Raw genomic sequence first — 20470 nt, 5'->3', positions numbered from 1 at the left:
AAAAAGCCGCCCATTTGTGCCCAATGCTCGTGTCTCAGCGTAGCTCAATACCCCAAGGTCCGTAATGCAGCGAGTTGGTTCAGGTTGTAGCCCAATGCACCAGCACTCGGGCTTTTGTTGTCGAGCACGACGTTGAGTCGCGTCACGTTGTTGACCACATTGCTGTTGCCCAGCAACCGGGTGTTTTGCAGTAACCCGCCCTGGGCGACTTGCTGCAGGCTTGAGCCCTGGTTGTTGCTGGCGGTAATGGCCACTTGAACGCCGCCGCCGGTCTCGGACACAGCGACGCTGCCTGCAGCATTGCTGCCAGTGATGGTTTGACCGGCTGCCAGCGCCTCACCCCGGCTCCGCACCGGCGCAGTGGCCGTGCTGGCCTCTTTGACGTTGATGGTGACCTTGTTGTTTGAGCTGTTGTCATCGCCAGCGGCCCGTGTGACCTGGGTGATGCCTTGAGAGGTGCTCAGTCCGGCGCCGCCCGTTACATTACCGGTGCCCGAGCCTGTACCCGAGTTGGACGAACTGCCCTTACCGGAATGCTTGATGGTTGAAACATAAAACTCGGGCTTGACCGTTGTAGCTTGAAGTCGCATCGAGGTGGAGGCCCCGATCAGATCACCACTGGCGTTGCGCCAGGTACTGCTCATGACAACGCCGAAGCTGATGATCCGCCCCGGCATCACATACCGGCCACGCAATTCGGCCAGTTCCTGGTCCTTGATTTCGATGGGTCTGAACTCATCAGCAAAACCTGAAGTGGTCGCTGCCAGACAGGTAGCGACCACCCAATACGAGGTTTTCATTTGCTGCTCCCGGAGCATCCTGCCCCCTGTCATCTTGTTGGCGATTAAAAGAAATCGCTCTGTATGAAACCAAAATCCATCAATTCGGCATCCTTGACCGGGTTGAAGTTATCCAGCTTGTTCTTGGCTGTCAGCGGTTGCGGTGGACTGCGCAACGCATTGGTTTTGTCGTAACCCGGACCGATGATAGCGAAGATAATGCCATTCCATCCTTTGACGAAGTCATCATGGGTGTAGCGTTTGTGACCGAGTACCGGGTCGCCGATATAGACCCAGTTCCTGTCCGATCGCTGCAACACCACGAAGTGCTTGTAACCGCGAATTTCCATCAATACCACCACCGGAATCGTCACGGCTTCGAGTTTTTCAGGCGGGATCCTGTAGCCCCGGGCGCGCATGCCGATGCCTTCTACGTAGCGCTTCATGTCCAGCATGGAAAAACCCTGGGTACGAACCAGCTCCTGGTCGGCGTACACCAGCATGCCTTTGATGACGTGCTCCTCATCGACGTCGAGCCAATAGGCCTGGCGCAGTATCGTCGCGAGGGCGGCGGCGCCGCAGCTGAAATCGGTTTTCTGTTCGACGATGTCGCTGAACTTGCGCTCACGCAAACTCTGTACGTGCTTGTACACCAGCACGCCACCCGGCAGGGCGGCAACCGGCATCTGTGCAGCCTGGGTCAGGCCAGCCAGGCACAGCAGGGCGAAAAGAGCCGTCTTGCACATGGACGATATGCCTTGAGACCGAGGAGAAGCACCGTCGCCGGAGCTTCCATGGCGATCTCGATTATGGGCATGATTTGCAGCCCGCGGCGATGGACAGCGAGTTGCTCTGCTGGTTGCCGACACCGGACGATATGTTGGCACCGCCGTTGCCGGAGAAGTTGTTCATCGAGCCCGTCATCGAAGCATTGTTGGTTACTGGGGGTCTCCAGCCTTCCGGCGTCGTCACTTGTTGAGTGGTTATGCCAGCCAGACCGAGTACACCCACGGGTACGAAATCAGTCCTGGCATTGCCGTTGTTGCTGACCTTCAGCCCGGACGTGCTCTGGCTGGCCGCCGCCGCCGCTATGGCCACACGGCCGCCCGAAACGGCTATCGCCAGGTTGTTTTTCTGTTGGTTGAAGTCGCCGGTGGTCACGTTGATGCCGATGTTGCCGGAACCGCTGTTGCCAGCGTTATTGAGCGTTGTGTTGTTGGTGCTGGAACGGTTCCTGGCGGTGTTGCCTGTGCTTTTCTGAGTCGCGCTGGAGACGGTGACGGCGGAGCCGAAGATGAAGGCTTCGTCGGCCGTGGCGAGGGCAGCGGCGTTGTCCTGTTGGTTGCCGTTACCGGCTGCAACGTTGGCGCCCATGTTGCCGTTGGCGTTGTTCAGGGAACTGTCGATTTTAGCGTCGTTTTGGGTGCCCCGGTTCACTGTCGCGCTGTCACTGCTTTCCTGCGAATCCAGTACGGCGGCCCCGGCGCCTCCGGTAATCTGCAGAATCTGATCCAGCGACGGGCCACCAGGCTGTTGGTTGCTGCCCTGTCCATTGCCCTGCACGGGATCAGCCTGAGCTGCGAGTGCCATCACTGCTGCCAGGGCGAAAGCGAGTGGTTTGAGAGCAGTTGTCGGGTTCATGGTGTTTCTCCGTGCTCATTAGTTGGTCAAGTGCTGGTACTTCCCCATTTGCACTGTATCGGGGTCACTCAGCGACCCGGATGCTCAGGGTGTTAGCCATTCGGTTCCCCACCCCGGCACTCTGGTTCACCTGGATCACTCCCCGGCTGCCGGTGAAGGCCTGGTCGCTTGTCACGACCTGGCGACTGCCGTTTGGGGTGCCAGTTGCTCCCGAGTTCGGTAACGACGCCACGTTCTGTTGAGAAAGGGCGCTGTCGTCAACGGCCTGCGGTGCAGCGCCGATGCTGATGCGCATTGCGTTGGCCATCTGGTTGTTCGCCCCGGCACTCTGGTTGACGCCCAGTACGCCGCTGCCATTACTGAAGGAGGTGCCACCGATACTGGCGGTCGCATCCATTGACGGATTGGCGGGCGTGGTGATTTTCTGCTGGACGCTGGTGGTCGCACCGGCTTCGGTACTGATGGCGATCGCGCGGACGTTGGCCTGCTGCTGTTGATCACCCGCCGCCTGGTTGACGCTGAGGTTGCCTCGGTATTGAGTCCCGGAATCCTGGAGGGTGGCATTGTTCACCGAACTGACGCCCGAATCGGCCATTACGCTGGTGCAGCCGAGCAGGGCAAGTAACAGGGCAGGTAAAGAAACGGAACGATCCATCTCATTGACCTCCCGCCATTCTGCCCAGTGAGCCGAGGCCGGTGCTCATGGCACGATTGATGGTTCCGGAAATGGCGCCGCCGCTGCCACCTCCGTGGCCGCCGGACATGCCAGGCAAACCGTTGGGGTTGGTGATGACATTCATGCCTTGCATGCCGCCCGGGGTTTGCCCGAAGCTGCCATGAGGGGTCGTTCCGGTGGTTACCCCGGCGATATCGGCGTCGCTGAGTTCGCCGGTGACGCGGGCAGAAGGGTTGGCATTGATGGTGGCCGGGTTCGGATCCCTGCCGCCGCTGCGACCGATGGGAGTCGGGTGAACAGAACGATCAAGCACGATGACACCGTTGCCTTCGGCTTGAGCGTTGAAACTGAGTATCGTGCCACCTGCGCTCGCGATCAGCAGGAGGCACGTCAAGCCCTTTTTGTTGAGTATCCCCACGACAGTTATTCCTTCATTTGACGGCCGTCCCTGGTCAGCTGTGCAAGGAATAGAGCGAAAGTTGTGCCGGTATTTGAAAATCGAGTTGATTCAATGGCTTGCAGTTTTTTTCCGGCAACCCTTTGTCGAGGGTGTTGCAACGGTGAGACGGAACCCGGCGCAAACACCCCGGAAATGCCGACGCACCCCTCTAGAACAAAGGTTCTCGTGTTGTTGTATCAGTGCCTTTACAAGTCGGGTGACAAAACGATGAGGGGCGTTGAAATGGGTAGTTTGAGACAGGTAGGGTGTTTCAGGATCGGACACTTTCCCCCAAAAAACAGGGGGGGTGGTGGGGAAATTGCCCCAGGTGCCGGTCAGGTTTCAAGCAAACGGGTCACGGCGTTCAGTGCCTGGATTCGGCGTTGCGCCCAATCTCCACGCAGCACCTGGACCGGTTGTGCGTGGCCTTCAAGCCAGGCGAGGGTCTGCTCGAAAAATGCCTGGCGCTCACTCAATCGGGGCTGGCAACGCTGACCATCGTCCGTCCATTCGACCTGTTCCGGCGACAGCAGCAGGTGCAGGTCGTAATGCCGGGCCAGCAGCGCCTGTTCAATCCAGTCGGGACAATCGCCAAACAGGGTCTGGCTCCAGAGGATATTGCTCAGCAGGTGCGTGTCGAGAATGAGCAACGGTGGTTGTTGCGCCCGCGCCCGGTCTTCCCATGCCAATTGACCGCGGGCGATGGGCGTAATGTCGGCCAGCGTGGTGTCCCGCGGATTCTCTTCGATGAACCGGCGCACGTACTCTTCCACCAGCATCCCGCCGAAGCGCTGTTGCAACTCGCCCGCCAGCCAGCTTTTACCGCTGGATTCGGGGCCTGTGAGGACCAGGACTTTCATGCGCGCAAGGCCGGGTCGGCACGCCATTCGCGCCAGCCGAACACGGCGATAACGGCGAACAAACCGTACAGGGTGGCGGTCAGGTACAGGCCTTTATAGACGAACAAACCGACGAAAATCACGTCCAGGGCGATCCACAACGGCCAGCACTGCACACGTTTTTGCGCCATCCAGACCTGCGCCACCAGGCTGAACCCGGTCAGCGCCGCATCGAGCCAGGGTTGCGCTGCGTCGGTCCAGTGGGCCATGGCCGCTCCCAGCAACAGACTGCCGACCGCGCCGATGGCCAGGCTCAGCGCCACCCTTGGAGCGTCGAGCCGACTGACTTCGCGGCCATGGGTCGTTTCGCCAACCCGAGTCCATTGCCACCAGCCGTACAGCTGCAAGCCGGCATAGACGACTTGCAGCAGCATGTCCGAATACAGTTTCACCTCAAAAAAGATCCAGCTGTAGAGCAGCACCATGACCAGGCCGATGGGCCAGCACCAGGGATTCTGTTTGACCGTCAACCAGACGGCAATGACACCGAGGGCGGCGGCAAACAGTTCAAGCCCGGACATGAAGTTTCCTTGGGGAAAAATGAAGAAGAGGGCGGATTGTAACCGCCGATCGGACTTGTCTGATAGGATTTCGGCCCCGCACGGGTAAACCCGGATCAGGGTTGTTTTTACACAGGATTTTTACACTTCTGTGATAAGCCTCGATGCGCGGGAACTCAGCTACGCTGATCGCACTTTAAGCATTTGAAAAATACTGACGGGGCATGCCGGTGTGCATAGCCTTTTGGGGGATTGATGGATCTTTGGACCGCCTTTCAGGCATTGATTCTTGGGGTTGTAGAAGGACTGACCGAGTTCCTGCCCATTTCCAGTACGGGCCACCAGATCATCGTGGCCGACTTGCTCGGCTTCGGGGGCGAGCGGGCGATGGCGTTCAACATCATTATTCAACTGGGTGCCATCCTGGCGGTGGTATGGGAATTTCGACGCAAGATCTTTGACGTGGTGGTCGGCCTGCCGACTCAGCCGAGTGCCCGCCGGTTTACCGCGAACCTGTTGATCGCGTTCCTGCCGGCCGTGGTATTGGGGGTGATCTTCGCCGACCTGATCCACCATTACCTGTTCAATCCGATCACCGTGGCAACGGCACTGGTCGTGGGCGGGATCATCATGTTGTGGGCCGAGCGCCGTCAGCACGAAGTGCACGCCGAAACCGTGGACGACATCACCTGGAAAGACGCCCTGAAAGTCGGCTTCGCCCAATGCCTGGCGATGATTCCGGGCACTTCGCGTTCGGGCTCGACGATCATCGGCGGGTTGCTGTTCGGCCTGTCGCGCAAGACCGCAACCGAGTTTTCGTTCTTCCTCGCGATGCCAACGATGGTCGGTGCCGCGGTGTACTCGGGTTACAAATACCGTGAACTGTTTGTCCCGGCGGATTTCCCGGTGTTTGCGGTCGGATTCGTCACGGCGTTCATTTTTGCCATGATCGCGGTCCGCGGGCTGCTCAAGTTCATCGCCAACCACAGCTATGCGGCGTTTGCCTGGTACCGCATCGTGTTCGGCCTGATCATCCTGGCGACCTGGCAGTTCGGCTGGGTTGACTGGAGCGCGGCCAAGCCGTGAGTGACTCGCGCCCGCGCAACAACCCCGGACGCCAGTCCGGGGGACAGGTCCGTTATCCGCGGCTGAAGTGGCTGGTGTTTGCACTCCTGTGCGCGTTGCCGCTGTCGGGTTCGGTGGCGTCATGGCTGCACGGGGATTCGCTGATTCCCCTGGCGGCCTATGGCATCGTCAGCGTCGTCACGTTTTTCCTGTACTGGAACGACAAGCGCAAGGCGCGCGCCGAGCAATGGCGCACACCGGAAAACGTCCTGCATGCGCTGGAGCTCGCCGGCGGCTGGCCCGGCGCGTTGCTGGCCCAGCAAGCGTTTCGACACAAGACCCGTAAAGTCTCGTTCCAGTTGGTGTTCTGGATCATCGTGCTGCTGCATCAGGTGTTCTGGATCGATCACCTGTTCCTCGGCGCAAACCTGCTTGCCTTGATCTGATCGACAACGCGCTAAAGCAACAGTCCGACTTGAGTGCGCTTGGGCAGCTTGCTCACCACCAATTGGTGGGAGCGCTGCAGCAATCCCTGCAGTTCTTCGGTGCCTAGCGGGTAGGGCGTTTCCATGATGATCCACTGGGCGCGGGCCAGATACGGCGCCGGGTGAATCCCCGGGCGGTCGCAATGACCGAGAAACAGATCCTTGTCGACCTTGAAGGCCAGGGAATCACCCCGCAGGCCCTGCAAGGCGAACATCTTGTTCCCCGCGATCGAAAACACCCGCACGCCTCCCCATTTATAGTCTTCCCGCGCGCCGGGCAGGGTAAGGCAAAATGTCGCGACGTCCTCTTCGCTCATCCGTCCAGCTTTCATAGCAGTCGTTCCCCACAGGCATTGAAGGATTCGACCAGATGGTCAATCCAGGCGCGTACCGCCGGCATCACCCCGCGTCGATGAGGATAGACCGCTTGCAACCAGCCACCGGGCAACGACCACTCGGGAAGCAGTTGCACCAGAGAGCCGTTTTCCAGTTCCTGTTCGCAATACATCATGGGCAGCATCGTAAAGCCCAGGCCGGAGAGGGTGCTGGCCTTGCGCACGATAAAGTCATCGATGCCCAGCCGGGCTTCAAGCGCGAGTTCACAGCTTTTGCCCTGTTGATCCAGCATGCGGATGTGCACCATGCGGTCGGGTTCGAGTGCGCCGAGCACCGGCAGGTTTTTCAAGTCTTCCGGGTGGTTGATTTGACGACCCACAAGGAAGCCGGGACTGGCGACCATCAGCATCTGCGCCTGACGCAGCCGGCGGGTGACCAGCAACGGATCCTCGTCGCCCAGTTCCCGCACACGCAGGGCAACGTCGATGCCTTCGTTCACCAGGTCGACCCGGCGGTTGAGCAGCATGACCTCCAACTGGACTTGCGGAAACCGTTCGAGAAAGTCGCTGATCACCCCCGGTAATATTTCATGGGCCAACCCGACGGGGCAGGATACCCGCAAACGCCCGCGAGGCTCACTGGACATGCTGGCGACGGCCTCGTCGGCCATTTCCGCTTCCAGCAGCATCGCCTGGCAGTGCCTGAGGTAGCGTTCACCCACGGCGGTCAGTTTCAGCTGGCGGGTGGTGCGTTGCAGCAAACGTGCGCCAAGGCGCTCCTCCAGTTCGGCGATACGCCGTGACAGTCGGGACTTGGGGATGCCGAGCAATCGTCCGGCCGCCGCGAAGCCGCCGGCTTCCACGACTTTGGCGAAGTAGTACAGGTCGTTGAGGTCTTGCATGATGTGAACCTGATTGTTCTATCTGTGGGACGAACTATCGCATTGTTGCCGTCTAATCAGCTATTGGTTTCGTCTGTAGGATTAGTCCCATCAGATCGCCCTTGTGGGCGATCCTCACTTGGAGATCCCACATGAAACTGCTGCATATCGATTCGAGCATCCTGGGCGACAACTCGGCTTCCCGTCAGTTGAGCGGCGAAGTCGTCAAGGCCTGGCAAGCTGCCGAGCCAACCGCCGTGGTGACCTACCGTGACCTGGCCGCCGACGCCATCAGCCACTTCTCTTCCACCACCCTGGTCGCCGCCGGCACCACCGCTGAACTGCGCAACGCCGCACAACAGCACGAAGCCCAATTGAGCGCCTCGACCCTGGCCGAATTCCTTGCCGCCGATGCCGTAGTGATTGCCGCGCCGATGTACAACTTCACCATCCCGACTCAGTTGAAAGCGTGGATCGACCGCATCGCCGTTGCCGGCCAGACCTTCCGCTACACCGAAGCCGGACCTGAAGGCCTGTGCGGTGGCAAGAAAGTGGTGATCGTCTCCACTTCCGGCGGCATGCACGCCGGTCAGGCCACCGGTGTTGCCCACGAAGAGTACTTGAAGGTGCTGTTCGGTTTCATCGGCATCACCGACATCGAAATCGTCCGCGCCGAAGGCCTGGCTTACGGTGACGACGTGCGCAACAAAGCCATGAGCGCAGCCCACGCACAAATCAGCGAGCAATTGTTCGCCGCCGCGTAAGGCTTGCGTAAAAGTAAGCAACTGTTCAGGTAAACCCCAAAAAACTCTGTATTCTGGTTACGCAAGTACCAGCTACGGAGTTTTTTGTTTCTGGTCGTTTCAGATTGTGGCCCGGCTTATGCAGTCAAGGGTTCACGTCTCAAGTCCGGTAACAAGGTGGGGGCATCCATGATGCGTCTTTGTGCAACTTTGCTGATTTGCCTGCTCGGTAGCCTGAATACAGTGCACGCCGCGCCTGCACCGCATCCGCACTGGAGCGTCGGCTTCCATGAGATGACCTTTCTCGACCCGCTGGACCTGCAGCCGATGCGCGCCATCGCCTTCTATCCTTCCAGTGACTGGGAGCACACCAGCAAACTCGAGGGTTACACGGTCGAAGCCGGGGAGGACACCAAAGTCGCCATCGGCCGGTTTCCGATGCTGATGTTGTCCCACGGCAACACCGGCACCCCGCTGGCCTTGCACGACCTCGCGACCTCACTGGCACGCAAAGGCTTCGTCGTGGTGGCGGTGATCCACCCCGGTGACAACTCCAGGGACCACAGCCGCCTCGGTACTTTGAGTAACCTGTATGGTCGGCCAATCCAGATTTCCGAAGCCATTACCGCCACCTTGGGCGACCGTATGCTGTCGCCGTTCGTCAATGCCAATCAGGTGGGGGTCATCGGCTATTCGGCCGGAGGCGAAACCGCATTGATTCTGTCCGGCGCGACCCCGGACCTGGATCGCCTGCGCCGTTACTGCCAGGAACGCCCGGACGACCACGATGCCTGCAACACCCAGGGTGAATTGATTGTCGACCGCGACGATTTGCAACCGGTGGCCGATCCGCGCGTGCACGCGCTGATGCTGATGGCGCCGTTGAGCCTGAAATTCGGCCGCCACACCCTGGCCGACGTGCATGTGCCGGTGCTGCTTTACAGCGGCGACGGCGACAAACTGGTGGCTGTCGACAAGAACGCCGCGGCACTGGCGCGCAAACTGCCTACGGCACCGGACTTCAAGTTACTGGCGGGGGCAGGGCACTTCGTCTTCATGGCACCGTGCAATGACGAGCAGATTGCGATCATGCCCGCGCTGTGCACCGATGCCGATGGCGTCGATCGGCAAGACATTCACCGCAATTTGATCTCTGAAGCCGGGAGCTTCTTCTCGCGTACTCTGGGCAGACCGACCCGGGCCGGGATGCAGACGGCTGATCAGTAGTTTGCACATCCCCCTTGTGGGAGCGAGCTTGCTCCGGGCGGCGTTCCGACGATGGGGCCATCACATCCAACATCGATGTCAACAGATACTCCGCCATCGTCGGAACGCCGCCCGGAGCAAGCTCGCTCCCACAGGGTCAGCACCAAGGCTTACGTCATCGAACGACGCTTGAGCAGCAACGTCAGACCAAGGCCTGTCACCGACAACAACGCCGCACAGAAGAAAATCCACCCGTAACCCAGGTTCAACGCCACTGCGCCCATCAACGGGCCGGCGATTGCCAGCGCCAGGTCGAAAAACACCGCATAAGCACTCAGCCCCGCGCCCCGGCTTGAATTGGGCACCTGTTTGATAGCTTCGACCCCCAACGCCGGATACACCAGGGACAGGCCGAACCCGGTCAGACCGGCGCCAATGAGCGCATACCCGGTCGAAGGGGCCAGCCACAGCAACACCAGGCCAACCGTCTCGATGCACATGCAGGCAATGGCCGAGGTGAACCCGCCAAAACGGCTGATGGCGGAAATGAACAGTAGCCGCGAGAGAATGAAACACACCCCGAACACGGTCAGGCAATAAGCGGCGCCGGTCCAGCCGCGATTGACGTAATACAGGGTGATAAAAGTCGTCAGGGTGCCGTAGCCGATGGACGCCAGGCTCAGGCTCGCGCCAAACGGCGCAATGCGCCCGAACACCGCCCAAAATGGCAGGCGCTCACCACGCACCACGGGTACCGAGGGCTTGTTGCGAATCAGCAACAGTGCGGCCAGGGCCAGCACCGAGAGGGCGATGCCCAGGCTGGTGAAACCGTACTGTTGCACCATCACCACGCCCAGCGGTGCACCGATGGCAATCGCACCATAGGAGGCGATGCCGTTCCAGGAAATCGACCGCGCGGTGTGCTCGGCGCCCACCTGGCCCATGCACCAACTGATGGTGCCGACGCCGATCAACCCTTGGGCGATCCCCAGCAACAGGCGCCCGGCGATCAAAATCAGCAGGCTGAGCAGGGGAATGCCTTGCAGCAGGGTCGACAGCCAGGTCAGCACGCCACTGAGCACAATCCCCGACAAGCCATAGACGATTGCGCGCTTAGTGCCGACGCTATCGGACATCCGCCCGGCCATGGGCCGGCTGAGCAGGGTGGCGAGGTATTGCGAGCCGATGGTCAACCCGGCCACGATGGCGCTGAAACCGAGTTGTTCGTGGACATAACCCGGCAACACCGCAATCGGCAAACCGATGCAAAGGAAGGCAACAAAGGTATAGAAAACGATGGAGACGATCTGCAGGGTGATCGCCATGGAGCTTTGCGGTGGCTGTTGCGGCGCAGGCATGAGGGCTCGTTCGCGGGCGGCGGTGGGAGAATTGCATCATGGCTTGGGTGTGAAATAAAAGGAAGCTGGCTAACTAATTATCGGCATTTTTGATGGCCTCATCGCGAGCAGGTCGGATCGCCGCACCGTCGCTCCCACATTTGGAATGCATTCCCCTGTGGGAGCGAGCCTGCTCGCGATGGTGGATGCACCAACAAAAAAATCGGTCCCCTGAATGCAAAAAGCCCCGTCACATGGACAGGGCTTTTCAATGGCAACTGACGCTTAGAAAACCACACCCTGGCTACGCAGGTAGTCATCATAGGTGCCGCTGAAGTCGGTCACGCCGTTCGGGCTCAACTCGATGATGCGGGTCGCCAGGGACGATACGAACTCACGGTCGTGGCTGACGAAGATCAGCGTGCCCGGGTAGTTTTCCAGCGCCAGGTTCAGCGCTTCGATGGATTCCATGTCCAGGTGGTTGGTCGGTTCGTCCATCACCAGCACGTTCGGCTTTTGCAGGATCAGCTTGCCGAACAGCATGCGGCCTTGCTCTCCACCGGAGATGACCTTGACCGACTTGAGGATCTCGTCGTTGGAGAACAGCATGCGACCCAAAGTGCCGCGAATGATCTGCTCGCCCTGAGTCCACTGGCCCATCCAGTCGAACAGGCTGACGTCGTCTTCGAAGTCATGGGCGTGGTCCTGGGCGTAGTAGCCCAGCTCCGCGCTTTCGGTCCACTTCACGGAACCGGCGTCCGGGGTCAGCTCACCCATCAAGGTGCGCAGCAGGGTGGTCTTGCCGATACCGTTCGGGCCGATGATCGCCACGCGCTCGCCGGCTTCGACGGTGAAGCTGAAGTTCTTGAACAGGGTCTTGCCGTCGAAGCCCTTGGACATCTGCTCGATGGTCACGGCCTGGCGGTGCAGTTTCTTGGTCTGTTCGAAGCGGATGAACGGGCTCACGCGGCTCGATGGCTTGACTTCGGCCAGCTGGATCTTGTCGATCTGCTTGGCACGGGAAGTGGCCTGCTTGGCTTTCGAGGCGTTGGCCGAGAAGCGGCTGACGAACGTTTGCAGTTCCGAGATCTGCGCTTTCTTCTTGGCGTTGTCCGACAGCAATTGCTCACGGGACTGGGTCGCCGCGGTCATGTACTCGTCGTAGTTGCCCGGGAACAGGCGCAGCTCGCCGTAGTCCAGGTCGGCCATGTGAGTGCAGACGCTGTTGAGGAAGTGACGGTCGTGGGAAATGATGATCATGGTGCTGTTACGCGCCTTGAGGATCGTTTCCAGCCAGCGGATGGTGTTGATGTCCAGGTGGTTGGTCGGTTCGTCGAGCAACAGCACTTCCGGATCGGAGAACAGCGCCTGAGCCAGCAACACCCGCAGTTTCCAGCCCGGAGCCACTTCGGACATCGGACCGAAATGCTGTTCCAGGGGAATGCCCAGGCCCAGCAGCAATTCACCGGCGCGGGATTCGGCGGTGTAGCCGTCCATTTCGGCGAATTCGGTTTCCAGCTCGGCCACGGCCATGCCGTCGTCTTCGCTCATTTCCGGCAGCGAATAGATGCGATCGCGCTCGGCCTTGACCTTCCACAGCTCTTCGTGACCCATGATCACAGTGTCGATCACGGTGAATTCTTCGTAGGCGAACTGGTCCTGGCGCAATTTACCCAGGCGCACGTTCGGCTCCAGCATGACCTGACCGCCGGACGGCTCGAGGTCATTGCCGAGAATCTTCATGAAGGTCGACTTGCCGCAACCGTTGGCGCCGATCAGACCGTAACGGTTGCCACCGTTGAACTTGACCGAAACGTTTTCGAAGAGCGGCTTGGCGCCGAACTGCATCGTGATGTTAGCTGTAGAAATCAAAGGTTTTTCCTGCGAAGCATTCAGAGTAGCTAGGGTTGCGGCAGTACCGGTTCAGTACCCGTTCCCACCGTCCGGACCCCGGAACATTCATCCCGAGCGGCAGTGGAAGATCCATCTGGCATTAAGTGGACAGCAGCATGTGGCGCGCCCGACCCGAGTCAACGTGCGCTGAAAGGGGAGGTTTCCCGCTCTCAACCTGGGGGCGCGTAAAGTTTGGCGGCGATTGTACTGGTCTGGCTCTTTAAACGATAGGGCGTTGAGGCCCCGGCAACGTTTCGGCGGATTTTGTAGACACATTTTCACAGATGCGAGTTAACTATTGGTTACAAACTGTGGCTAAATTGCCATCCATCGGCTCAATGCCGATCATCGGCGTGACTCGATGGCACACAAGGCTGTAGTTTCGTATTCAGTCGCTGCAAAAGCCTCGGGGACCGGCATGCCGGTAAAGGGCGCAGTTTGATTCCTTCTGACGTGTGACGATTTCCGTGAAACTGATCATTGCCGTTATCTATGTTGTCTCTATCGCATATGTCCATCTGCGGGGCCAGGTGCGCCACAAGCTGGGCCGCCAGTTGAGCGATCATTCGACGTTTCTGGCGCCGATCAACTGCTTTCTTTATCTGTTTTCGAAAATCCCCAACAAACCCTATCTCGACCCGGCCGACTTCCCCGACCTGAGTCCGCTGCAGGCGCACTGGGAAGAGATTCGTGCCGAAGGGCAGAACTTGCTGCATGCCGGCGAGATCAAGCGTTCGAACCAATACGATGACGTCGGTTTCAACTCGTTTTTCAAGACCGGCTGGAAGCGCTTCTATCTGAAGTGGTACGGCGACAGCCACCCGTCGGCCATGAAGCTTTGTCCGCGCACCACGGAGCTGGTGCAGAGCATCGGTTCGATCAAGGCGGCAATGTTCGCCGAGTTGCCACCGGGCTCGAAACTGGTGCGCCACCGCGACCCGTATGCCGGCTCGTACCGCTATCACCTGGGCCTGGAGACCCCCAACGCCGAGGGTTGCTACATCAATGTCGATGGCCAGAACTACCATTGGCGCGATGGTGAAGCGGTGATGTTCGACGAGACCTACATTCATTACGCGCAAAACACCACGCAGCAGAACCGCATCATCCTGTTCTGCGACGTCGAGCGGCCGATGAAATATCGCTGGGCTGCGGCATTCAATCGCTGGTTCAGTCGCAATGTCATGTCGGCGGCGGGTGCGCCGAACGAGGCCGGCGACAAGGTCGGTGGCATCAACCGACTGTTCGGCAAGGTCTACAAGGTTCGCCTGCGCGCCAAGCAACTCAAGAAGCGCAACCGCAAGCTTTACTACCTCCAGAAGTGGTCGATCTTTGCCGGGTTGCTGGCGGTGTTCGTTCTGATCTGAGAAGCGTGCCTGGTGGCAGGTCCCATCCCTGCAACACCGCATCCTTGTGGGAGCGTGGCTTGCCCGCGATGAGGCCGGAACATCCAGCGAATCACTTGCTGGCTTTCCTCCTCGCCGCCGGTTTGCTGCTCGCCTTCGGCTTCGCCGCTGCCTTGCCGGCCCCCTTGCTACCCAGGCTGCGCTTGAGCAACTCGGTCAAGTCAATGACATCCGCCGTTTTGCGCTCTTCTTCGCCGCTGGCAGTCTCGACATCTTCGATCTTGCCTTCATGGGCCTTTTTGTCCACCAGGGCCATGATCTTGTCTTCGAAACCGTCCCGATAGTCCTCGGGCGTCCACTCGGCCGTCATGTCTTCCACCAGCCGCTTGGCCATGTCCAGTTCGCCCTTGGCGAGTTCCGGCTTGGTCACTTCGCTGCCCAGCGCCAGTTCATCGAGACTTCGCACCTCCGCCGGCCAGCGCAGCATCACCAGGACCAGGGCCGACTCCAGTGGCATCAGCGCAGCCAGGTGCTGTCGGGTATGCAGGACCACATGGGCCAGGGCGACCTTGCCGGTTTTGCTCAGGGTTTCGCGCAACAGTGCATAGACTTTGCCGCCGCGCTTGTCGGGTGCCAGGTAGTAAGGCGTGTCGATGTTCTGCAAGGGAATCTGCTCGCCGTCGACAAAGGAAAAGATGTCGATGGTCTGGGTCGAGAGCGGATGAGCGGAGCGGATCTCCTCTTCGCTGAGCACCACGTACCGTCCCTTTTCGTATTGCACGCCCTTGACGATGTGCTCCTTGGTGACTTCCTTGCCCGTGACCTTGTTGACTCGCTTGTAGCCCACCGGGTCCATGCTGCGGCTGTCGAGCCAGTCGAAATCGACGCCCTGGGATGACGTTGCCGAGACCAGCGCCACAGGGATGTGCACCAGTCCGAAGCTGATTGCGCCTTTCCAGATTGCCCGTGCCATGGTCGTCTACTCGCGAGTGATGTTCAGGTGACCTGCGGCCTCGAGCAAAAGTTTCAGTGGCTTGCGCGGCCGTTCCCGTGGCCGGATCAACGTGGTGTTACATCTTGCCGGGGAGGTTTTTGTTAACAAATCCGAACCCCGGGCGTAGCGTGGTATCGAAGTCCTTATCCACGTCACGCACAGAGGCATTGCCATGAACCGATATGTGTTTGGCGCCATCGCGCTGCTCATGAGTGCTGTACTCGGGCCATGGGTCCAGGCCGATACCCCTGCGTCGTGGCAATTGGCCCAGAACCTGCCGGGCCGCACCAACAACAATCCCTACAGCAGCCCGATCAACCGGGCAAACCCCAACAGCATGCAAGGCACTCGACCCAGTGCCCCGGCCATTCGCGGACCGAACACCGTCCCGGTTCCGCGCCCGCCGACGCTGGACAACGGCGGTATCGGCAATCGTTATCCCGAGCGCACCGCGCCCGCCAGTCCACCGAAATTCATACCCAATCCTGCCCCTCGTGACACCGGTAGCAGCAACCGTTGAGTGGCGGGCATGACATCTGCCCGCTATTTTTTACCGACCCCCACCAAACTTCAGATCATCAGAAAAGGAATCCTGCATGTTGCGCAAACACTTATTGGCAACCCTCTGTGCCGGCGCATTGATCAGCGCCACTGTTCCTGCGCTTGCCGCGTCCAGCCAGACGATGAAAAGCGAAGAAGGCACCCTTGAGGTGACCCCGGTCGTGACCGGGCTGGAGCATCCCTGGGCACTGGCGTTCCTGCCGGATGGTAAAAACATGCTGGTGACCGAACGGCCCGGCAACCTGCGGCTGGTCAGCGCCGACGGCAAGTTGTCGGCACCGCTCAATGGCGTGCCCGCGGTCTGGGCCAAGGGGCAGGGTGGTTTGCTGGACGTCGCGTTGTCGCCGGATTTCAAGCAGGACCGCATGGTCTATCTGTCCTATGCCGAAGGTGGCGGCGAGGATAACAAGGCGGGCACGGCGGTGGGCCGCGGCCGGCTCTCCGACGACATGACGGCGCTCAAGGATTTCCGGGTGATCCTGCGCCAGGAACCGAAACTCTCGGTCGGCAACCATTTCGGCTCGCGCCTGGTGTTCGATCGCGACGGCTATCTGTTCGTGACCCTGGGCGAAAACAATGACCGCCCGACCGCCCAGGACCTCGACAAGCTGCAAGGCAAAGTGGTGCGGATCTACCCGGACGGCACGGTGCCCAAGGACAATCCCTTTGTCGGCCAGGCCAACGTGCGCCCGGAAATCTGGTCCTACGGGCAGCGTAATCCGCAAGGCGCGGCGCTCAACCCGTGGAACGGCACGCTGTGGGAAAACGAACACGGCCCCCTGGGCGGCGATGAAATCAACATCATCGAACGCGGCAAGAACTACGGCTGGCCGCTGGCGACCCATGGCATCAACTACTCCGGTCAACCGATCCCCGAAGCCCGGGGAGATACCGCCGAAGGCACCGTTGCCCCGAACCATGTCTGGGAAAAGTCCCCGGGCCTGAGTGGCATGGCGTTCTACGATGCCGATCGATTCAAGGCCTGGCAGCGCAATGTGTTCATCGGTGCGTTGGTCAGCGAGGAACTGATTCGCCTGGAGTTCGATGGCGACAAGGTGGTGCACGAGGAGCGCTTGCTCGGCGATTTCAAAAAGCGCATTCGCGATGTGCGCCAAGGGCCCGATGGTTATCTGTATGTGTTGACCGATGAGGAGAACGGCGGGTTGTACAGGGTCGGGTTGAAATAGGCCCGGGTCAGTTCTGCCGAGTGGCGCCGGCGAATCTCTTGCGATCCTGAATCCCGCGTACCACCAGATACATCAATGGCCCCATCGACACAAACACGGCGGTAATCAGGAGATAGGGCACCACCGAAAACGCCGATTGCCCACGCTTTCTGGCATCGCGGTACATCCAGATGCCCGCCAGCGTCGCCAGCAGGTAAAGATCAATCACAACCTGTGCAGTATCGGGTCGTGACATCAGGCTGATGCCGAAATCGATCAGCGATTGCTCGGCCTGGAGCATTACCGAAACGGTGTATCCGGCAAACGCGATCAGGGCGATAAGGGGCAGGGCGATGGCCTTCATGTGTTCCTTCCTTGGGCAATGACTGGAACCGGCAGCCTACAGTGACGACCACAAATTTGCCATTGACTTGCCATCAGCGTCCGGCTAAGTTCGAGCCATGACTTTTACTGTATCGCGTTGCCAGCCAAGCATTATTACCGCCATTCCTCATTTGGCGGGCTAGCTCACGACTGCAGCACCCAACCCGCCCTAGAGGCGGGTTTTCATTTTCTGTCTTCCGGGCTTCGATCAATGTCAGGAGACGACCATGAGCTTTACCACCGATCAGCAAGCCCTGCTGGGACGCTACGTAAAAAAGATCCTTGCCGCGCCGGTGTACGAACTGGCGGTGCGCACGCCGTTGCAAGCGGCGCCGGCCCTGTCTGAAGCCTTGGGCAATCAGGTCCTGCTCAAGCGCGAAGACTTGCAGCCGACCTTCTCCTTCAAGATCCGCGGCGCCTACAACAAGCTGGTGCAACTGAGCGACGCGCAAAAGGCTCGCGGCGTGGTAACGGCCTCTGCCGGTAATCATGCCCAGGGCGTGGCCCTGGCGGCGCGGGAGTTGGGGATCGATGCCACCATCGTCATGCCCTGCACGACACCGCAATTGAAGGTCGTCGGGGTGCGCAGTCGCGGTGCCGATGCGGTGCTGTACGGCGAGAGCTTTCCGTTTGCACTGGCCTATGCACTGGACCTGGCCCGGGAGACCGGTCGCACCTTTGTTTCGCCCTTCGACGATCCGGAGGTGATCGCGGGCCAAGGCACGGTAGCCATGGAAATCCTGCGCCAGCACCAAGGTCCGCTGGACGCGATCTTCGTGCCGGTGGGAGGCGGGGGGCTGATCGCGGGTATCGCCGCCTACGTCAAATACTTGCAACCGCAGGTGCGCATCATTGGTGTCGAGTCGGAACATTCCGCGTGTCTGCAAGCGGCGATGCAAGCCAGCGAACGGGTGGTACTGCCCAGCGTTGGCACCTTCGCCGACGGCGTGGCGGTGGCGCAGATCGGCGCTTATGGCTTCGAGGTTTGCCGGTTTTGCGTCGATGAGGTGCTGACGGTCAGCAACGATGAGCTTTGCGCCGCGATCAAGAACATCTACGACGATACCCGCTCGATCACCGAACCTTCCGGCGCGCTGGCGGTGGCCGGCATCAAGAAACATGTGGCTCGCAGCGGGGCTCGTGGTCAGACCCTGATCGCCATCGATTCGGGAGCCAATATCAATTTCGACAGCCTGGGGCATGTGGCCGAGCGCGCCGCGTTGAGTGGCGCCCCGGCTTGACGCTTGTCCCGTGGCGAGGGATGCCGGGTTATTCCTGAACGGCTTTCTCGACCTTGTTCGACGCCGACCAGATGCGGTAGCGCACTTCGATGTCCTTGGGCACGTACAGCACGAGCGGCAGCTTGCTGTTGTAACGCAGCAGGAAACCGTCACCGACCACCGGGACAAAATCCTGTTTGCTTGTGCCGGGCGGGCAAGCCATCAGCGTGCTCATCGGGCCGATGACTTTTTCCAGGCGATAGAAGGGGTAGCCCCAACCCTCGAGGTTCTTCTCCTCGAGAATGCCGCCCAGACGGGGGCGATTACAGTCTGCGGTCATCGTTTTGCCGGCCAGGATCTCGACCTGGAAGTCGTCTTCCCGAGCCTGTGGCGCGAGGTGAATCACCTGGCGGGTAAACCCGCTTTCGGCTTTCGGATAGGGAGCGGTGTCTTCGAGTTTGGCGGCGTGGGCCACGCCAGCCAGCCCCAGTGCGAGCAGCGTTGCGCTGGACTTGATGGTCAATGAGTTCATGTTGCCTCCTTGCTTGAAGTGAAGGGCGGCATTTTCACCGTCGTGTGCAGTGAATGCAAACCGCCGAGCGTGCAAATTGCAGGATCACGCGGGACGTTTATTGCAAACTGCAACACAGGGTTTACAGATGATTTACCTAAACCCTTGATTTACCGATGAGCTGCACAGCGAAATCCAGGGCATGTTTTATGCTGTAGCTGTCCTTGAAGCTCGCCGCGATTTCACATGAGCGAGCATTGCCCATCATTGGCAGTCTCACAAAGGAGAGGGTCGCCATGTTTCTTTCTGCCCTGGAAATTCGCAACATCATCGAAAGCAGTTTTCTACCCAAACGGTGCCAGTGCACGCTGTCGCCGGATCTGTCGATGACCGTCAAGGTCTATGCCGACGGGCAGACCGATCACCTCGATCTGTTGGTGACCGGCATCGATGCCTCCGGGCTTAATGGTTGTCGGGAAATAAACGAGTTGATTGCCCAACTGCGTTCCAGGCAGCAACACGTAGAGGTCGAACCGCACTCGATGCTGGGCAAGGCGCTCTAGCCAGCGCCTTTTTGCTCGACAGACACGCGCCGGGCCTGGAAAAACGCCAGGCCCAGCGCCAGTTCAACCCCGACAGCCAGCAAAATGCCCGGTCCGGCATGGCCATTGAGCCATTCGCCGAAACCCAGCGCCGCCAGCCCCCAGCAGCCGACCACGAAGCCATGGCTCAATGCATTTCGGGTAGCTGATGGCGGTTCATGGCGAACCAGAAAAAATATCACGCTCAACGCTGCAAACAGCACAGCGGTGCGTCGTGCGATCAATCCCGCCGCGAATGAGAACTCCATATCCCAGAGTGTCAGTAACCACTGGGGTGCAAGGCCCCAGACCAGACTCAGCAAAAGACATAAAGCGGCGGTAAATGTCGACAGCGTGCGAAACGGCAACTGCATGGCGAATCCTTGCGGGCAGTGAGGGAGGCGCCAGAGCATAGCGCCGTAACCCTCAAAGGCATACCGCCAGCAAGCAAATCAGACGTTTCGCTCAGCCCTGGTTCTCGCAGGCGTCGGAAAGTTTACGGTAGGTGATTTCTGCGGGTTTTCCCGTGTCGTCGATGTACTTCATGTCGGCCTTGACCACTTTGCACTCCAGAGTGTCGGGCTCGGTCAGTGAAATCACTTTGCTGACATGCAACGGCATTCCGTAGTGATAAGGCACGGCCTGGGAGGTGGTGGTGTCATTGGCCTGAGCCAGGCCTGCAAATGCGGTGCAGGCGAGGGCGGCGGTAACCAGCAGGGTACGAGTGTTCATCAGCGATCTCCGGTGCGGACGGATAGTCAGTTCGATGTGTGGCTTGTCGAACCTGCCGCACTGGGCGTCAGAACAGTCTGAGGGCGTGCGGTCCAG

25 protein-coding genes are annotated in these 20470 nt (G+C 59.8%); 9 read left to right on the top strand and 16 right to left on the bottom strand.

Going from position 1 to position 20470, the window contains the following annotated elements:
- Window positions 1-44: 44 nt before the first annotated feature.
- The 7 genes from AB4O16_RS02560 to pnuC all read right to left on the bottom strand — a co-directional run bounded on the left by AB4O16_RS02560 (window position 45) and on the right by pnuC (window position 4955).
- On the bottom strand, window positions 45-818 hold the full coding sequence (locus tag AB4O16_RS02560) for a hypothetical protein (protein ID WP_460156910.1): 774 nt from the start codon (window positions 816-818) through the stop codon (window positions 45-47).
- A 26-nt stretch (window positions 819-844) separates the two neighbouring features.
- On the bottom strand, window positions 845-1525 hold the full coding sequence (locus AB4O16_RS02555; protein WP_460156909.1) for a C39 family peptidase: 681 nt from the start codon (window positions 1523-1525) through the stop codon (window positions 845-847).
- Window positions 1526-1586: 61 nt separating this feature from the next.
- Window positions 1587-2420 carry a heme utilization protein gene (locus AB4O16_RS02550; protein WP_160385497.1) on the bottom strand — a complete coding sequence of 278 codons (834 nt, stop codon included), beginning with the start codon at window positions 2418-2420 and terminating at the stop codon, window positions 1587-1589.
- A 64-nt stretch (window positions 2421-2484) separates the two neighbouring features.
- A complete protein-coding gene (locus AB4O16_RS02545; protein WP_160385498.1) occupies window positions 2485-3075 on the bottom strand; it encodes an adhesin in 591 nt (196 codons plus the stop codon).
- Window position 3076: 1 nt separating this feature from the next.
- On the bottom strand, window positions 3077-3514 hold the full coding sequence (locus AB4O16_RS02540; protein ID WP_160385499.1) for a hypothetical protein: 438 nt from the start codon (window positions 3512-3514) through the stop codon (window positions 3077-3079).
- A 356-nt stretch (window positions 3515-3870) separates the two neighbouring features.
- Window positions 3871-4395, bottom strand: coding sequence for an AAA family ATPase (locus tag AB4O16_RS02535; protein WP_460156908.1), 525 nt, complete (start codon window positions 4393-4395; stop codon window positions 3871-3873).
- Window positions 4392-4955: a nicotinamide riboside transporter PnuC gene (gene pnuC, locus AB4O16_RS02530; protein ID WP_160385501.1), complete on the bottom strand. Its 564-nt coding sequence runs from the start codon at window positions 4953-4955 to the stop codon at window positions 4392-4394. Before pnuC ends, AB4O16_RS02535 begins: the two co-directional genes overlap by 4 nt.
- 234 nt (window positions 4956-5189) lie before the next feature.
- Here pnuC and AB4O16_RS02525 point away from each other — a divergent pair, with 234 nt between their 5' ends.
- On the top strand, window positions 5190-6020 hold the full coding sequence (locus AB4O16_RS02525; RefSeq protein ID WP_160385502.1) for an undecaprenyl-diphosphate phosphatase: 831 nt from the start codon (window positions 5190-5192) through the stop codon (window positions 6018-6020).
- Window positions 6017-6445: a DUF1294 domain-containing protein gene (locus tag AB4O16_RS02520; RefSeq protein ID WP_160385503.1), complete on the top strand. Its 429-nt coding sequence runs from the start codon at window positions 6017-6019 to the stop codon at window positions 6443-6445. Before AB4O16_RS02525 ends, AB4O16_RS02520 begins: the two co-directional genes overlap by 4 nt.
- An 11-nt stretch (window positions 6446-6456) precedes the next feature.
- On the opposite strand, the gene AB4O16_RS02515 is transcribed toward AB4O16_RS02520, so the two are convergent.
- Together AB4O16_RS02515 and AB4O16_RS02510 are read right to left on the bottom strand one after the other, a co-directional pair.
- Window positions 6457-6816: an MmcQ/YjbR family DNA-binding protein gene (locus AB4O16_RS02515; RefSeq protein WP_460156907.1), complete on the bottom strand. Its 360-nt coding sequence runs from the start codon at window positions 6814-6816 to the stop codon at window positions 6457-6459.
- Window positions 6813-7721, bottom strand: coding sequence for a LysR substrate-binding domain-containing protein (locus AB4O16_RS02510; protein ID WP_460156906.1), 909 nt, complete (start codon window positions 7719-7721; stop codon window positions 6813-6815). Before AB4O16_RS02510 ends, AB4O16_RS02515 begins: the two co-directional genes overlap by 4 nt.
- A gap of 131 nt (window positions 7722-7852) precedes the next feature.
- Here AB4O16_RS02510 and AB4O16_RS02505 point away from each other — a divergent pair, with 131 nt between their 5' ends.
- Window positions 7853-8464, top strand: coding sequence for an FMN-dependent NADH-azoreductase (locus AB4O16_RS02505; protein WP_160385506.1), 612 nt, complete (start codon window positions 7853-7855; stop codon window positions 8462-8464).
- Window positions 8465-8632: 168 nt separating this feature from the next.
- Complete coding sequence (locus AB4O16_RS02500; protein WP_460156905.1) at window positions 8633-9670, top strand: alpha/beta hydrolase family protein; 1038 nt, start codon at window positions 8633-8635, stop codon at window positions 9668-9670.
- 149 nt (window positions 9671-9819) lie between these two features.
- Here AB4O16_RS02500 and AB4O16_RS02495 read toward each other — a convergent pair whose 3' ends face one another.
- Window positions 9820-11007: an MFS transporter gene (locus tag AB4O16_RS02495; RefSeq protein WP_460156904.1), complete on the bottom strand. Its 1188-nt coding sequence runs from the start codon at window positions 11005-11007 to the stop codon at window positions 9820-9822.
- Between the two features lie 264 nt (window positions 11008-11271).
- Entirely contained in the window at window positions 11272-12858 is a 1587-nt protein-coding gene (locus AB4O16_RS02490; RefSeq protein ID WP_160385509.1) for an ABC-F family ATPase, read from the bottom strand.
- 488 nt (window positions 12859-13346) lie between these two features.
- On the opposite strand from AB4O16_RS02490, the gene lpxO reads away from it, so the two are divergent.
- Window positions 13347-14246 carry a lipid A hydroxylase LpxO gene (lpxO, locus tag AB4O16_RS02485; protein ID WP_160385510.1) on the top strand — a complete coding sequence of 300 codons (900 nt, stop codon included), beginning with the start codon at window positions 13347-13349 and terminating at the stop codon, window positions 14244-14246.
- Window positions 14247-14337: 91 nt separating this feature from the next.
- Here the strand turns inward: lpxO and ku are convergent, their stop codons facing one another.
- Entirely contained in the window at window positions 14338-15198 is an 861-nt protein-coding gene (gene ku, locus AB4O16_RS02480) for a non-homologous end joining protein Ku (RefSeq protein ID WP_160385511.1), read from the bottom strand.
- A 193-nt stretch (window positions 15199-15391) separates the two neighbouring features.
- Between ku and AB4O16_RS02475 the strand changes: the two genes are divergently transcribed.
- Complete coding sequence (locus tag AB4O16_RS02475) at window positions 15392-15739, top strand: hypothetical protein (protein ID WP_160385512.1); 348 nt, start codon at window positions 15392-15394, stop codon at window positions 15737-15739.
- Window positions 15740-15815: 76 nt separating this feature from the next.
- Window positions 15816-16967 (top strand): PQQ-dependent sugar dehydrogenase, encoded by a 1152-nt coding sequence (locus tag AB4O16_RS02470; protein ID WP_460156903.1) that lies wholly within the window; start codon window positions 15816-15818, stop codon window positions 16965-16967.
- Window positions 16968-16974: 7 nt separating this feature from the next.
- Here the strand turns inward: AB4O16_RS02470 and AB4O16_RS02465 are convergent, their stop codons facing one another.
- Window positions 16975-17310, bottom strand: coding sequence for a DUF2834 domain-containing protein (locus AB4O16_RS02465; RefSeq protein ID WP_460156902.1), 336 nt, complete (start codon window positions 17308-17310; stop codon window positions 16975-16977).
- Between the two features lie 247 nt (window positions 17311-17557).
- Between AB4O16_RS02465 and ilvA the strand changes: the two genes are divergently transcribed.
- Window positions 17558-18571: a threonine ammonia-lyase, biosynthetic gene (gene ilvA / locus AB4O16_RS02460; RefSeq protein ID WP_460156901.1), complete on the top strand. Its 1014-nt coding sequence runs from the start codon at window positions 17558-17560 to the stop codon at window positions 18569-18571.
- A 28-nt stretch (window positions 18572-18599) separates the two neighbouring features.
- Here the strand turns inward: ilvA and eco are convergent, their stop codons facing one another.
- Complete coding sequence (gene eco / locus AB4O16_RS02455) at window positions 18600-19082, bottom strand: serine protease inhibitor ecotin (protein WP_160385516.1); 483 nt, start codon at window positions 19080-19082, stop codon at window positions 18600-18602.
- A 275-nt stretch (window positions 19083-19357) separates the two neighbouring features.
- Here eco and AB4O16_RS02450 point away from each other — a divergent pair, with 275 nt between their 5' ends.
- A complete protein-coding gene (locus AB4O16_RS02450; RefSeq protein WP_160385517.1) occupies window positions 19358-19624 on the top strand; it encodes a DUF1652 domain-containing protein in 267 nt (88 codons plus the stop codon).
- On the opposite strand, the gene AB4O16_RS02445 is transcribed toward AB4O16_RS02450, so the two are convergent.
- Both AB4O16_RS02445 and AB4O16_RS02440 read right to left on the bottom strand, forming a co-directional pair.
- Complete coding sequence (locus AB4O16_RS02445) at window positions 19621-20016, bottom strand: hypothetical protein (protein ID WP_460156900.1); 396 nt, start codon at window positions 20014-20016, stop codon at window positions 19621-19623. The genes AB4O16_RS02450 and AB4O16_RS02445 overlap by 4 nt on opposite strands.
- A gap of 91 nt (window positions 20017-20107) precedes the next feature.
- A complete protein-coding gene (locus AB4O16_RS02440) occupies window positions 20108-20374 on the bottom strand; it encodes a DUF2790 domain-containing protein (protein WP_160385519.1) in 267 nt (88 codons plus the stop codon).
- Between the last annotated feature and the right edge of the window lie 96 nt (window positions 20375-20470).

This window comes from Pseudomonas sp. S2_H10, from assembly GCF_054668285.1.
The sequence above is the reverse complement of the archived record's forward strand: the minus strand, read 5'-3'. Positions and strand labels throughout refer to the sequence as shown.